At 40.1% G+C, this 13,662-nt stretch carries 12 protein-coding genes; 6 read left to right on the top strand and 6 right to left on the bottom strand.

Features of this window, described 5'->3' with window-relative positions:
• Window positions 1–50: 50 nt before the first annotated feature.
• Together U3A58_RS02610 and U3A58_RS02605 are read left to right on the top strand one after the other, a co-directional pair.
• Window positions 51–1,007, top strand: a complete 957-nt coding sequence (locus U3A58_RS02610; protein ID WP_323821827.1) for a mechanosensitive ion channel family protein — start codon at window positions 51–53, stop codon at window positions 1,005–1,007.
• Window positions 1,007–2,011 (top strand): YihY/virulence factor BrkB family protein, encoded by a 1,005-nt coding sequence (locus U3A58_RS02605; RefSeq protein WP_323821826.1) that lies wholly within the window; start codon window positions 1,007–1,009, stop codon window positions 2,009–2,011. Before U3A58_RS02610 ends, U3A58_RS02605 begins: the two co-directional genes overlap by 1 nt.
• A 70-nt stretch (window positions 2,012–2,081) precedes the next feature.
• Here the strand turns inward: U3A58_RS02605 and U3A58_RS02600 are convergent, their stop codons facing one another.
• Window positions 2,082–4,871: a glycoside hydrolase family 2 protein gene (locus U3A58_RS02600; protein ID WP_323821825.1), complete on the bottom strand. Its 2,790-nt coding sequence runs from the start codon at window positions 4,869–4,871 to the stop codon at window positions 2,082–2,084.
• A 204-nt stretch (window positions 4,872–5,075) separates the two neighbouring features.
• Here U3A58_RS02600 and U3A58_RS02595 point away from each other — a divergent pair, with 204 nt between their 5' ends.
• Both U3A58_RS02595 and U3A58_RS02590 read left to right on the top strand, forming a co-directional pair.
• Entirely contained in the window at window positions 5,076–6,806 is a 1,731-nt protein-coding gene (locus U3A58_RS02595; protein ID WP_323821824.1) for a phospho-sugar mutase, read from the top strand.
• A 175-nt stretch (window positions 6,807–6,981) separates the two neighbouring features.
• Window positions 6,982–8,076, top strand: a complete 1,095-nt coding sequence (locus U3A58_RS02590; protein ID WP_323821823.1) for a 6-bladed beta-propeller — start codon at window positions 6,982–6,984, stop codon at window positions 8,074–8,076.
• A gap of 19 nt (window positions 8,077–8,095) precedes the next feature.
• Here U3A58_RS02590 and U3A58_RS02585 read toward each other — a convergent pair whose 3' ends face one another.
• The 4 genes from U3A58_RS02585 to U3A58_RS02570 are packed head-to-tail and all read right to left on the bottom strand — an operon-like array spanning window position 8,096 to window position 11,344.
• Window positions 8,096–9,061 carry an L-histidine N(alpha)-methyltransferase gene (locus U3A58_RS02585; RefSeq protein WP_323821822.1) on the bottom strand — a complete coding sequence of 322 codons (966 nt, stop codon included), beginning with the start codon at window positions 9,059–9,061 and terminating at the stop codon, window positions 8,096–8,098.
• 2 nt (window positions 9,062–9,063) lie between these two features.
• The gene (egtB, locus tag U3A58_RS02580) at window positions 9,064–10,209 is read right to left on the bottom strand and encodes an ergothioneine biosynthesis protein EgtB (protein WP_323821821.1); all 1,146 of its coding nucleotides are present in this window, start codon (window positions 10,207–10,209) and stop codon (window positions 9,064–9,066) included.
• 41 nt (window positions 10,210–10,250) lie between these two features.
• Window positions 10,251–11,195 carry a succinylglutamate desuccinylase/aspartoacylase family protein gene (locus tag U3A58_RS02575; RefSeq protein ID WP_323821820.1) on the bottom strand — a complete coding sequence of 315 codons (945 nt, stop codon included), beginning with the start codon at window positions 11,193–11,195 and terminating at the stop codon, window positions 10,251–10,253.
• Complete coding sequence (locus U3A58_RS02570) at window positions 11,192–11,344, bottom strand: hypothetical protein (RefSeq protein WP_323821819.1); 153 nt, start codon at window positions 11,342–11,344, stop codon at window positions 11,192–11,194. The genes U3A58_RS02575 and U3A58_RS02570 overlap by 4 nt, the downstream gene beginning before the upstream one ends.
• Before the next feature lie 78 nt (window positions 11,345–11,422).
• On the opposite strand from U3A58_RS02570, the gene murB reads away from it, so the two are divergent.
• Window positions 11,423–12,436, top strand: coding sequence for a UDP-N-acetylmuramate dehydrogenase (gene murB, locus U3A58_RS02565; RefSeq protein ID WP_323821818.1), 1,014 nt, complete (start codon window positions 11,423–11,425; stop codon window positions 12,434–12,436).
• Here the strand turns inward: murB and U3A58_RS02560 are convergent.
• On the bottom strand, window positions 12,433–12,915 hold the full coding sequence (locus U3A58_RS02560; protein WP_323821817.1) for a deoxycytidylate deaminase: 483 nt from the start codon (window positions 12,913–12,915) through the stop codon (window positions 12,433–12,435). The genes murB and U3A58_RS02560 overlap by 4 nt on opposite strands.
• Window positions 12,916–13,054: 139 nt before the next feature.
• Between U3A58_RS02560 and U3A58_RS02555 the strand changes: the two genes are divergently transcribed.
• Window positions 13,055–13,636: a DUF4136 domain-containing protein gene (locus tag U3A58_RS02555; protein WP_323821816.1), complete on the top strand. Its 582-nt coding sequence runs from the start codon at window positions 13,055–13,057 to the stop codon at window positions 13,634–13,636.
• Window positions 13,637–13,662: the final 26 nt, after the last annotated feature.

Raw genomic sequence — 13,662 nt, 5'->3', positions numbered from 1 at the left:
TGGCATGTTTTTTTGACTTACCTTCGGCGATAAAAAAGAATATAATTTATATGAGTATAGCGGAAATTTTAGGGTATGACACAAAAAAAATATTTGAAAAAATCACAGAAAAATTAAGTGCATGGTTTGACACAATGGTGGAGAATCTACCAAACCTTGTCTTAGCTATTATACTTATAGTCTTTACCATATTCATCGCAAAGAGCATAAAGCGATTATCAGCCAGCTACATTCACAAACTCGGCACAAATGAAACGATTAGTCGTTTTTTAAGCCAATTGATTTTTCTGGGGATTTTGATATTTGGGATTATGTTGGCACTATCTGTCATGGATCTTACCAAGACTGTATCATCCATACTAGCAGGTCTTGGGATCATAGGATTAGCTTTGGGTTTTGCATTTCAAGATACTGCTGCCAACTTCATTTCTGGGATTTACATTACTTTTAATCAGCCTTACAAAATCGGAGATATCATCAAGACTCACGATGGACATGAAGGCTCGGTGGTTGACATTAATCTCCGTGTCACCAAAATCAGAACTTATAATGGCCCCATAGTTTATGTACCAAATCGCTATTTATTCCAAGAGTGCTTTACGAATTTCACAGAATTCAAGCAGCGTAGAGTGCAGATAGCATGTGGTGTGAGCTATGGTGAAGATCTAGAGCATGTGGAAAAAATCGCTCTTGAGTCCGCCAGAAATGTATCAAGCAGACTTGAGTCAGAAGAGCCCACCTTATTCTGGACAGGATTTGGCGATAGCTCAATTACTTTTACACTGAATATCTGGTGTAACTTCAGCGAAAACAATTTGGATTTTATACCTGTTAGAAATGAAGCGATTATTTCCCTCAAAAAGGCATTCAATAAAAATGATATTGTGATACCATTCCCAATCCGGACTTTGGACTTTGGAATCAAGGGTGGTACTCAGCTGAATAAACAACTTTCTGGACTATCTATTTCGCCACAGAATGGAGCTAGTAATTCAAAAGAAAGCTAATGGAAACTAAAGAAAATATGGGAAATCTTACCCCTTCGCGGTTTAAACTTACACACATCCCCAGCCTGATGGTAGAGAGCTTCAAGCAATGGAATGCGGTAGATCCATGGAGACTCAGTGCAGTGGTAGCCTATTATGCGGTACTATCACTCCCAGCTCTCATGGTCATCGTGATCAATACCGTCGGGGCTATCTGGGGAGTAGATATAGTGACTGGAAAGCTAAATAATGAGCTGGATTCAGCAATGGGCCCGGAGACTGCGGAATTTCTGACTAATATGGTAAAGCAGACCCAGGACAGCGATAAGTCTTTGGTCGCTTCTATTATAGGTATTGGGGTTTTGATTTTTGGTGCTACTGGCGTATTCTTTCACCTTAAAATCTCCATAAATGCGATATGGGGACTAAAGCAAACTGATGATGTCAAGTGGTATTTTACGCTGTGGGATCGGGCAGTCAGTTTTGGATTCGTTCTGGTGCTTGGATTTTTACTTCTTATCAGCTTTTTGTTGACAGCTTTACTCTCATTCTTCAATGATTTCATCAGAAGCATATTACCGGAATTTGTAGTGGTATTTGCTTTTATCGTGGATTTCACAATTTCCTATGCTGTAGTAGCTGTACTTTTTGCATTAATATTCAAGTATTTACCTGATGCTATAATCAGATGGAAATCTGTTTGGGTGGGGGCACTGCTCACTTCATTCCTTTTTTCTATCTCTACATTCCTGCTAGGCATGTATTTTGGAGCAGCCGAACCTGGCTCTACTTATGGAGCAGCCGGATCCATTATTTTGGTCTTGCTGTGGGTTTCGTACTCCTGTTTGATTTTCTTTTATGGCGCAGAATTCACCAAAGTTTTCTCTATCAGATATGGCTATGGTATTATCCCTAGGCATCATTATTCAAGAGTGAAAAAAAAAGAAATAATCCTGAAGGGAGATTTTGCTCCTGCTCCGAAAGATCCAGTACCAGAGGGACAAGTGGATGACTTAAAGGAATAAAACTGGTTTTTTGAACGTATTTACGAAAGCATAGTGATAAGAAAATTGAATGCTGACTCCCATGAAAAAATCAATCAAATCTAAACCATAGAACCATGGCTGAAGCCCTTTCTTCACCTAATGTATTTTCACCCACAGGAGACATCATCTCATATCCCTTATGAAACTTAGTTCCCATAGGTGGGATTTTGTACAGAAAGCTTATGTCAGCTTGTGGTAAAGCAGGCTTAGTCCCTTCAGAAGAACCCTTTGGGAATGCAGGTTTGAATAAACCTAAAAACAAGTTTGGAGTTTCACTTCTGACTTCTATTGCCCCTTCTTCCGTTTCTAAAAGCAAGGCATGAAAATCGGAATGAAAACCTTTAAATTCAGGATAAACTAATTGTTCAAAACTGTACCCCGTCATCGTATTGTTATACTCTTTTTCCCATAACCCAAACTCTACGCCTTTTAATCTGTTCGCCCAGACTCTGTAAGGCCCATTTCCTATCCATTTGGCTCGAATCACTTTTTCCTCATCATAGTTAAACCCTATCCCCTGCAAGTCTGCCAAAGAATCTGGGGAAGAAGCTTCCATCTTCAATTCACCACTAGCAACAACAGTCCAAGTGAGGGTTTTAGGGTAAGGTGAATAAGTAGATGTAATCTGAATAGATCCATCTTTCAATTGCTTCCAAGTTACATTGAGTAGAGCTGAACTCATCCCTTCGACATCTGTCGCTTGGCTAAAATTGACCACCTTTCTCCCCACTTTTACCACTTGAAGATTCCCTCTTGCCTTACCAAAAACAAATAGCTTCTCCCCTACGGCGACGTGAATATCAATGGAGGATTCCCGTACTGTGATAGCCTTATTGTCTGATGCTGGTCTTGTGTCAAAATAGTTTGAATTCCCTTCCTTAGGTTTGCTAATAGCTGCTGACCAAGTGTAAAGTACTTCTCCTTTTATACCGATTGCAGAAATTTTCAATACATCTCCATCTCTCCAATTAGGCGGAAGCCCCAAATCGATCATACTTGATTCGCCCCGTTTGATAGTTGGCAAAGAAATGCTTCCAGAATAAAGACTTTTGGATTCATCCCACGCATGAATATTCTCTACAGACCAGTGCAGTTGGCACTTGCTTAGATCAGAATAGAGGTATTGATTGCTCACTTGGATTTTGCCTTCAAACCCCTTCGTTGGATCAAAATCCGCGATTTGGATAGGTGACCATACTTCCTTAATCGTGTAAAAACTCGCCTCCTTTTCTCGATAAGGGCCTAAAATACCATCTGGAGCATGATTTCCATCGGAATCAAGAATACCTCCCTTATCATCGCGCTTCACTGCTTCGTCTGAAAACACCCAGAGAAATGCTCCTGCAAAAAGTGGGTTTTTGCTATATTTTTTCCAGAAGTCATCCAGGCCTGCACCAAGCCCTCCGTCGTACAATCCATGCAGTATTTCGGTGGGCATAAAGATGTCACCCCCTTTATCCAGTCTCCCTTCCGGGGAATCATAGGTTGGATAATGCTTAGTGTCCAAACCATTTCTAGTCAGCCAAGGATACACAATTGGCCGATGTTGGATATCGAATTGATGGAAATAAGGCTCATTTTCGAAGTTCCAGCCACCTTCATTCCCATGATCCCAAGCAATTACTGAAGGATGATTGGCGTCTTTCAGCACCGCTTCTTGTATCAACTTTGGTCCCACAACTGTATCGTAGCCATCTTGCCAGCCAGTTACTTCATCCAATACAAAAAGCCCAAGGGAATCTGCCAATTCCAAAAAACGCTCGTCAGGATTATAATGTGACATGCGCACGGCATTCATATTCATTTCTTTCATCAGCAGGATATCCTCCAGATGATTTGCTTCACTTAGCGCTCTACCTGTCGTCGGATAGAAAGAATGCCGATTGACGCCCTTGAGAACAACCTTGACATCATTCACATAAATTCCATTTTGGGTACGAAGCTCCACCGTTCGAAAACCTATTTTCTCTGTTTTTTGATAAAGTATTTTCTTGTTTCGGCGGAGTGAAAAATGAGCATTGTATAAGACAGGTGTCTCCGGATTCCAGGATTTGCCTTCAGAAAAAACATGATGTAGCCATACAGAATCAGAGTCCACCACTTGAGCAAACTCACCTAGAACTTGTCCTGTCTTTTGCTCTATTAATTGCACCTGAATTTCAGCTGATCGAGGAATATCATTCAGGGTGACCAGAGCTTCAAAACTCCCATCTGCCTTGGCATTTACAGCAATCCTTGTGAAATGATTTTTGGGCAAAATCTCCAAAAAAACAGGTCTGAATATTCCTCCAAAAATCCAAAAATCAGCTTCTCTTTCTGCTTTGTTAACCGACTCATTTGAAGATCGTTTGCTGACTTTTACTTCAAGTAAATTTTTAGATCCAAAATCTAAAAAATCTGAGATATCATAAGAGAATCTATAGAAGCCACCTTGGTGTAATGGTCCGACAATTTCTCCATTTACTTTCACCTCTGTATCAGTCATAGCTCCATCAAAAACCAAGTTGATAACTTGCTTTTTCCAAGCAGAAGGAGCATCAAATTCGAGTTGGTAATAGCCTATTTCTTCGGCCACTTTTTGATTAGGGTTTTTGTGATCATGGCCATAGTTAAAAGACCCGAAACCCTGCATTTCCCAGTTTGAAGGAACTAGAATTTTGGTCCATAGACCCTTCTTTCTGCCATCAGAAACCTTGAAGTCCCAGTAAACTTGAGAAGCTGCATCTTTGCCGCTGAGATAAACTCGCTGATACTCAGTGTTGGACTGAGCTAGGGTACTTTGAAAAATAAAAAATGTAAAAGCAAATTGGCTGAAAAGCCAAATTCTGAAAATTCTCATAAAGTGATTATACAGGTGTAAACTTTAAAATTAGATGAATCTGCTTGCTAAAAAAATGAAAATATTTGCTAAAAATTGACTTTTGAAAGTCCCTATTCCTAAGCGAGGTTATAAATTAAATTAGTCATTCTCAATACCTAAATAATTAGCAGGTGGCATATTTTGTGTTTTTATATATCTTAGAATTCAAACAATTTTTATATCATGACTACCATAGACCCTAATATCTTAGCCAAGGCAGACTATTGGCTTAGTGGCAATATCGATGAAGATTCGAAAGCCCAAATCCGCACCCTTATTGATCAAAATCCTTCTGAGTTAACAGATTCATTTTACCAGGATCTGGAATTTGGTACAGGTGGCCTTAGAGGTCTGATGGGTGTAGGAACCAATAGAATGAATGTATATACAGTCGGAATGGCTACTCAGGGGCTTGCAAATTACCTCATTAAATGTTTTCCCGGTGAAACAATCCGTGTAGCAATCACGCACGATTGTAGGATCAATAACACCTTATTTGCCACGACCACAGCTAATGTCTTGACTGCGAACGGGATTCATGTGTTGTACTTCAAAGAAATGCGCCCTACTCCTATGCTTTCCTTCGCTGTGAGGCATTACGATTGCAAAAGCGGCGTGATGATCACTGCTTCGCACAATCCAAAAGAATATAATGGCTACAAAGCGTATTGGGATGATGGTGCGCAGGTAGTAGCTCCACACGACAAAAACATCATAGATGAGGTGAAAAAGATTACGTCCTTCGATGATGTGAATTGGGATAAAAATGATGCGCTATTTCAATACATTGAAGACGACTTCGACGAAATTTACATGGAACTTGTCAAAGGCCTGAGCTTGGCTCCAGACGCTATCAAGGCTCATAAAGATATGCCGATCGTATTTTCTCCTATACATGGAGCTTCTGGCAAAATGGTTCCTGCTGCGCTCAAGGCTTTTGGTTTTGAGAATGTGAATATTGTAAAGGAACAGGCTGAGCCAGATGGTAATTTCCCTACAGTTATATATCCCAATCCAGAGGAAGCTGAGGCCTTGACGCTGTCGCTGAAGCTCGGAAAAGAAGTTAGTGCCGAATTAGTCTTGGCCTGTGATCCAGATGGGGATCGCTATGCGGCTGCTGTACCCAATGCTTCTGGGGAATTTGAATTGTTGAACGGTAATCAAACGGGTACTTTACTTACCTATTACCTGTTAAGTCAATGGAAAAAAGCTGGTAAACTGGATGGCAATCAGTTTATGGTCAATACGATAGTGACCACGGAATTAATTGATAAAATCTGTGAAGGATTTGATGTGAAATGCTTTTCCGTATTAACTGGATTTAAAAATATCGCCGCGATCATCAAAGAACTCGAAGGCAAGAAAACCTTTATCGGCGGCGGGGAAGAATCTTATGGATACTTAATAGGTGACTTTGTCCGTGACAAAGACGGCGTAAGTGCCTGTGCTATGGTGGCAGAAGCTATCGCATATTACAAAACACAGGGCAAGACAGTTTTTGATGTGCTTGCGGAGATATACAATCAGTTCGGATTCTATAAGGAATCGCTCATATCTGTCACCAAAAAAGGCAAAGATGGCGCTGAACAAATTCAAGCTCTGATGACTGATTTCCGTCATCATCCACCTGCAGAGATGAATGGTATTCAAGTAGTAAAGATCGTGGATGTAAAGGAAAGTACTGTCAAAGATGTGAAATCCGGCAAATCTGAAAAACTCGATATGGATAAGTCCAATGTGATGCAGTTTTATCTAGCAGATGGAAGTAAAATATCTGCCAGACCTTCTGGAACAGAGCCAAAAATCAAATATTACTTCTCGGTAAATGTACCGCTAGCAAGTACAACTGACTATAGAAAGGTAGAGGGCGAATTAGTAGAAAGATTGGAAGGATTGAAGAATTATTTCAGCTAAAAGTCAAATTATCAGATAATGAAAGCACTGAGCAATCAGTGCTTTTCTTTTTGATTTCTGAGAATCTGGGTATATCCAAAAACCATGATTTGTTGGGATGTTTATACGAAAGCTGTAACAAACTAATTATTAACTATATCTTGTATTATAGTAAAATCGAAACATCCAATCGGCCATGAAATATCCCAAATTGATTTTCCTTTTTTTATGCGTTTCATTATTTCAGAATTGTAACCAAAAGAATGATGAAGAAGTAACAAAGTCGATACATACAATTAAAATCAATAAGGATTTTTTGCTTAGTGAAGTAAATGAATTAAAGTTTAAAGCAATAGATACGATAGATTTAGAAGGTCCAGGAAATCCCCCACTTACCGCAATCCAAGATGTTGCTTTAGGTAAGGAATTTATTTTTCTATTGGATAGAAAACATGGCTTATTAAAATTTGATTACGAAGGAAACTATATTCAGGCTATTGGCAATAAAGGAGATGGCCCTGATGAATATAGTATCCCCACAGCAATTTATCTGAATGATAAAGAGAACATAGCTCTGATATCAGATTGGGAAAAAATGGTAGTGAATTCCTATGATGTAGAAGGTAGCTTTATTGCTTCAAGTAAAAAATTACCAGGACGCCCAATTTCTTTCTATATGGAAAATGATAAGGTATTAGTAATTCAAGAAGGTATTGAATCTTATGGAGAGGGTGCTCAAACTGTATTGGTAAGCTCCATAGAGCCTACTACCCTGGAATTCAAATCACAGGAAACCCCATTGTATAGCTTTACTTCACGATTCTACAGGATCCACAGTTTCCTCAGACCATTTGGCCAACTAAACAATATAAGTCTCTTTTACTTTCCTCGGGTTCGGTTCGAAGGGTTGACTGATCAGAAGGATACCATTTACCGAGTGGATGAAGATCACTTGGTTCCTGAATATCAACTTGACTTCAGAGATTTTGGAAAGACAGATACATTACGAATTGAGTCTGCAGAAATTAATGATGGTTATGCGAGCATACTCTTAGCTTACAAAAAAGATTCGTATCATTTAATACTTGATTTAGAAAGCAGAACCCTGAAATTCAGAATGAAACTTCCTTCGGAAAGTTACTCGTATGAAGTATTTCCAAAACATTTTAATACGGATGTCTACTACGCTTTCATCAGAGATATGGATAGCGATGAAGAGAAAAACCCTAAAATAGTAGTGTATGCTTTAACAAAAGAAGAGAGCATGCTCATGAAAGCAAGTGGGGAATAGTTGATTCATTGATCAACAATCACTTTTTCTCCCACAAGACATCTGCAAAATATCCTTCTGAATCCATGAAGTTTTCCTTCACTTCGAAACCGCCCATAGAGGCAAGATAGCTAATTTCCGACAAGCTATACTTTTTAGATATCTCAGTGAAAATAGACTCAAAAGCCTCAAAATTAAACGTTTGGTTCAAGGCACCGATCGTAACGTCCTGTGTTTTTTGAGAAACTAGATAGCTACGACACTCTCCGCTTACAGGGTCATAAGTAGGCCAGTGCACAAATGAATCTCGGTCAAAATTAGCATCCAATTCTCTATTGATTCTATCAAGCAGATTCATATTAAACTCACGAGTAATTCCCTGCTTATCATGATAAGCATTTAGAATGATCTGAGGGTTCTTTTTTAGGTCAAAACCCAACAGAACCAGATCTTCTCTTTTGGTCCCTACCCGCAAGTGATCCACGATGTTCTTTGCCTCTTCTACCCCAAAATTCCCAAGATTAGCACCCAAAAATAAGATCAAATTAGGCTTTCCATCCTCCCAAACTTGCTTTTTGAGCGAATCTCTATACGAATCCTGAATAGGGTTAACTGATAATTCTGGAAGTTCCATTTCCAGACTTTCTTCTAGCTCCTCCAACACTGAGCCTGAGAAATCAATGGGATAGTACGTAAACTCCACCTTCTTTTCAGTCAGATATTTCAGCAGAATTTTGGTTTTCATCCCATCACCGGCTCCCAATTCTACCAAATTAAATGGCTTGTCTAGCAAAAGTATTTTCGCTAAAATTTGTGCGTGTTGCCCTGCTAATATTTCATATTCTTTGCGTGTGAGATAATATTCCGGTGAAGCCATAATCTGCTGAAACAGCTTATCTCCTTTGGCATCATAAAAATACTTGGAAGGTAAAGTTTTCGGAATCGAATTAAGACCAAGCATGACATCTTGGGCAAAAGTCCCGAAATCGGTGTTCTTTGCGTTCATAATTAAAGTGATTTGGCAAGGCGAATGCCCATAAACTGCCATCTGAATTTTGGATGAAAAAAGTTTCTATACGTAGGTCTTGAATGCCCAGAAGAAGTAGCAACTGAAGCCCCGCGCAGCACCATTTGATTGATCATGAATTTCCCATTGTATTCCCCTATTGCTCCAGGGGCTACTGTAAAGCCTGGATACGCCAAATAGGCGGAGTTAGTCCACTCCCATCTTTTGCCCCATTCAAAATGATTTTGGGCTACTTCCCACTCAAATTCTGTTGGTAGTCGCAGCCCTTTCCAACTGGCAAAAGCTGATGCTTCATAGAAACTCACATGAGCAACAGCTGCGTCTTTATCAATTGCTTGCAAACCATCCAATGTATAATAGCACCAAGTTCGGTCTTTCTTTTCCCAATAAAGTGGTGCCTTTACTTCCAACTCCTTGGTCCACGCCCATCCCTCATCATGCCAATATGCAGGTTCATCATACCCACCAGCTTCCATAAACTCCAAGTATTCCTGATTAGTCACCAAAGCTGAGTCAATTGCGAAATCATTGATGTAAACCTTGTGAGAGTTAAGCTCATTATCATAGCAAAAGCCATCGTCCTTATGACCTATTTCGTAAATCCCTGAATCAACAGCAATCCATTTTGACTTTGGTTCAGGTGAGTATTCCTTAATATCCATCACACTCGGATTCAGTGGATTAAACCAAAGGCTGAACTTCAAATCCGTGATTAATAATTCCTGGTGCTGCTGCTCGTGATTCATACCTAAAATCACTAACTCGCTAATCTCAGGATTGTTCTTTTCAATCAACTTTTGCATCGCTCCATCCACATAGGCACGATAGGTTTTCACCTCATCCACTGACGGACGAGACATCAGCCCACGCAGATTTCTAGCCGTCCTTGCTCCCAGCGTGTTATAATAAGAGTTGAAAAGGAAGTTAAACTGGGGATGCTTGACCACATAGTTGGGGTCGTTTGGCACCAGGATAAATTGCTCAAAGAACCAAGTAGTATGTGCCAGGTGCCATTTTGGAGGGCTCACTTCTTCTGAGGCTTGCAGGCTAAAATCCTCAGTAATCAAATTTTCGCAAAGGTGAAGGGAGTGATTTCTTACACTCTGAAAAGCTTCTGATAAATTCATAAATGTCTCAAAGATAAGCTACAAGATAAGTGTTATAACTATTATTCCTTGCCAATATGCACCAGTGCATCTCCGGTATTAATCACAGGCATATTGTTCATACCTATAATATGGCCGTTTGTTGGTGACTTTACTGGGATTTTAATCTGGCCATAAGGATCCGAAATCCGTGCCAAAATCTGACCCTTTTTAACTGATTCACCTACTTTCACACTGGAGTTGAAAATACCAGAAGCCTTTGCTCTCACCCAATTGCTCTCTTTTAGAAAAATGCTTGCTTGAGGAGCAGGAGCATCAGCAAGCATGCCCAGGCTAGCCAAGAGTCTCTTAGTTCCATTTACCCCTTCCTCTATTCCGTATTCATCCAAGCGCATGGATTCCCCACCTTCAAACACCAAAATGTGTTTTCTGGCTTTATAGGCCTCTTTTCTAAAAGACTTTTCTATATACTTAGAGTTGACCACAAAGTGCGTCCCAAAGGCCTTAGCCAATTCCACGGCCACCTTATCCTTATAGTCCACCCGGACTTGGGGAAAATTGGTAAGCATACGGCCGCCGGTATGGAAGTCTATTCCGTAATCTATCTGCGGGATGATTTCATTACTTAGAATAAATGCAATGCTAGCTGCTAAAGATCCCTTTTTACTGCCGGGAAAACTCCTATTCAAATCTCTCCCATCCGGAAAGGTTCGGCTGTTGGAAAGAAAGCCGTAAATATTCACGAGTGGAATGAAAATCAGGGTGCCTTTGAGTAGCTCAAGTCCTTCATCTATTTCCTCTAAAAGTCTCTTCGCCGTCACCACTCCATTGATTTCATCGCCATGTACTCCGCCACTGATCAACACTACCGGGCCATCTTCTCTGGAGGAGCGAATAAAAATAGGAAGATCAATTAAGGTGTGAGTGGGAAGTTTGGCAATGGCTATTTCTATATTCATCGATTGGCCGGATCTGATCCGTATGCCATTTATGGCCAATTCTTTCATGTGTTTATAATTTGTTTTTTAAAGGTCATAACCTGTCCCGTGACGAAGGAAACGGGATAGCCCGCCCCGTCCGCCGCGGCGGATCGGGAGAATCTCGCATAGTTGATAATCATCCCAATGGGTGACGCTTGCTCAATACTCGATTTCATGCAATAAACTTCAATTTGGGTGATTTCATTTCTTATTGGGACAAAAACATGCTTATTTCGCAAGGCACTCACTTATTTATGAATATACTAGAAAACATCTCTCTTAAGGCATTTAATACCTTCGGAATTGACAAAACCGCACGGTTTTTTGTGGTTATCAAAACCATAGATGAGCTCAAGAAAGCATTGCAATGGGCTAAATCACAGAAAGTCACACCATTGATTCTAGGAGGAGGAAGTAATATCCTACTGACTCAAAACCAAGATACTTTGGTAATCAAAATTGAAATTGGGGGTGTCAAAGCAGTTCTAGAGGATCAGGAATTTTACTGGATAGAAGCAGGAGCAGGAGTAAACTGGCACCAATTTGTACTGACTGCTATCAAAAATAACTGGGCTGGAGTAGAGAACTTATCCTTGATTCCCGGTACTGTAGGCGCTGCGCCCATGCAGAATATCGGTGCCTATGGAGTGGAAATCAAAGATGTGTTTTCCCATCTTAAAGCTCTGAATACAGAGACCTTAGCGATAGAAGAATTCAATGCTGGGCAATGTCAGTTCGGCTATAGAGAAAGCATTTTCAAGCATGAATTAAAGGAGAAATATGTGATTTGTTTGGTGATTTTTAGATTAAGAAAAGTACCTGAATTTCATGTAGAATATGGTGCAATCCAAGAGACTTTGGCGGCATCCGGAATCAAGAAGTTAAGCCTGAAAGCAATTTCGGAAGCGGTCATTCAAATCCGTCAATCCAAGCTCCCAGATCCAAAAGTGATCGGAAACTCAGGGTCATTTTTCAAAAACCCAACTATCTCCACCGAACATTTTCATACATTAAAAAACAAGTATCCATTTATCCCAGGCTATCCAAATGCCGAGGGAGTGAAAGTCCCTGCTGCTTGGCTTATCGAACAATGTGGCTGGAAAGGTCAGCGATTTGGAGAAATTGGCGTACATGCCAAACAGCCTTTGGTTCTCGTTAATTATGGGGATGGTGATGGAAATGACATTAAAAACCTAGCTGCAAAAATTCAGAAATCCGTTTTGGATAAGTTTGAAATAAGCATACAGCCCGAGGTGAATTTTCTTTAAACCAATTGGTCGTTGACCTCTAGTGTTTTTTCATACTTGTCCACCCGCACGCCGAACTTCCTTAGGAAATCTACTCCTTCGTCACTACCAATTCCTTTGTATTCTGCATAAGAAAAGAGGTAAATCACTCTTGAAATCCCCATGGAGAAAATGATTCTGGAACAGGCAAGACAAGGAGATAGTGTTACAAAAAGTGTAGATCCCTCCACCGCAGTATTGTTCTTAACCGCATAAAGAATGGCATTTTGCTCAGCATGCAGGGCTAAAGAGCAACTCCCCTTACTGTCCCTGGCACAACCATGGTCTGGAAATTCCACATCACAGTTATGCGTTCCTGCCGGCGGGCCATTATAACCTATGGAAATAATACGTGTGTCTTTGGTGAGAACCGCTCCCACGTGCTTCTTGATACAATGGGATCGCTTGGCCAAATTAACCGCCAATTCCATAAAAATATCATCAAAATCAGGTCTAATCATTTTTTGTGCTTTCGGCAAAAGTAGTACTTGCAACGGAAGGCTAACAAAAATAGTGGAATAATAGCGGCAAATTTTTCTTTAAAGGTCAATTTCTAACCTTCTATTTCATTCCTCGTTTTGAAAAGAAAAGCATAAAACAATGAATAGGATTCGCTTAAGCCATATTTTCTATATCACCCTGCTGATACTTGGACTCAGCTCTTGCAGTGCTATTGAAATTTTCAAAGAAAATACCGAAGTCCCTATCCGCAAGCCATATAAGTCCTTCGTCATCATAAATCAAGAAGTCGGGATGCGAAGTTTCTCCTCTCAATTGATCGATGAACTAGTGCAAGTACACCTGCAAGAAGCTCTAGAAGCACAAGGATTGGTTTATGATAAAATGGAACCTGAATTGGTGATTCGTTATACTTCAAACGAAGACCCCCGAAAAAGAGAAACCACTCAGCATTACAATCCATACCCTTACTGGGGATACCGGGTTTGGGATCCGTGGATGTATAATCCATACTACAATAACCGCAACAACAATTCAAGCACGACCAACTATGAGTTAGTCCAGGTAATTGTTGACTTTATTGACCAGAAGGAGGACAAATTACTAATGACTTTGACAGGGGTAACTGAAGTAGGCAGTCCAAAGACCAAAAGCAAAAAAGTACTAAAAACTACAGACAAAATCATTGGCTATTTCCTCAATGAAGTAAATAATATCCTATGAACATCCACAAAAGTTTTTTTTCTAGG

The sequence above is a fragment of the Algoriphagus persicinus genome (genome assembly GCF_035156415.1).
GTDB classification, from domain to species: Bacteria; Bacteroidota; Bacteroidia; order Cytophagales; family Cyclobacteriaceae; genus Algoriphagus; species Algoriphagus persicinus.
This window is presented reverse-complemented; position numbering and strand designations above follow the sequence as displayed.

Bases quoted from the DNA above. Each gene is read 5' to 3' on its own strand.
- U3A58_RS02610 (WP_323821827.1), top strand. From the start codon at position 51: ATGAGTATAGCGGAAATTTTAGGGTATGACACAAAAAAAATATTTGAA.
- U3A58_RS02605 (WP_323821826.1), top strand. From the start codon at position 1,007: ATGGAAACTAAAGAAAATATGGGAAATCTTACCCCTTCGCGGTTTAAA.
- U3A58_RS02600 (WP_323821825.1), bottom strand. From the start codon at position 4,871: ATGAGAATTTTCAGAATTTGGCTTTTCAGCCAATTTGCTTTTACATTT.
- U3A58_RS02595 (WP_323821824.1), top strand. From the start codon at position 5,076: ATGACTACCATAGACCCTAATATCTTAGCCAAGGCAGACTATTGGCTT.
- U3A58_RS02590 (WP_323821823.1), top strand. From the start codon at position 6,982: ATGAAATATCCCAAATTGATTTTCCTTTTTTTATGCGTTTCATTATTT.
- U3A58_RS02585 (WP_323821822.1), bottom strand. From the start codon at position 9,061: ATGAACGCAAAGAACACCGATTTCGGGACTTTTGCCCAAGATGTCATG.
- egtB (WP_323821821.1), bottom strand. From the start codon at position 10,209: ATGAATTTATCAGAAGCTTTTCAGAGTGTAAGAAATCACTCCCTTCAC.
- U3A58_RS02575 (WP_323821820.1), bottom strand. From the start codon at position 11,195: ATGAAAGAATTGGCCATAAATGGCATACGGATCAGATCCGGCCAATCG.
- U3A58_RS02570 (WP_323821819.1), bottom strand. From the start codon at position 11,344: ATGAAATCGAGTATTGAGCAAGCGTCACCCATTGGGATGATTATCAAC.
- murB (WP_323821818.1), top strand. From the start codon at position 11,423: ATGAATATACTAGAAAACATCTCTCTTAAGGCATTTAATACCTTCGGA.
- U3A58_RS02560 (WP_323821817.1), bottom strand. From the start codon at position 12,915: ATGATTAGACCTGATTTTGATGATATTTTTATGGAATTGGCGGTTAAT.
- U3A58_RS02555 (WP_323821816.1), top strand. From the start codon at position 13,055: ATGAATAGGATTCGCTTAAGCCATATTTTCTATATCACCCTGCTGATA.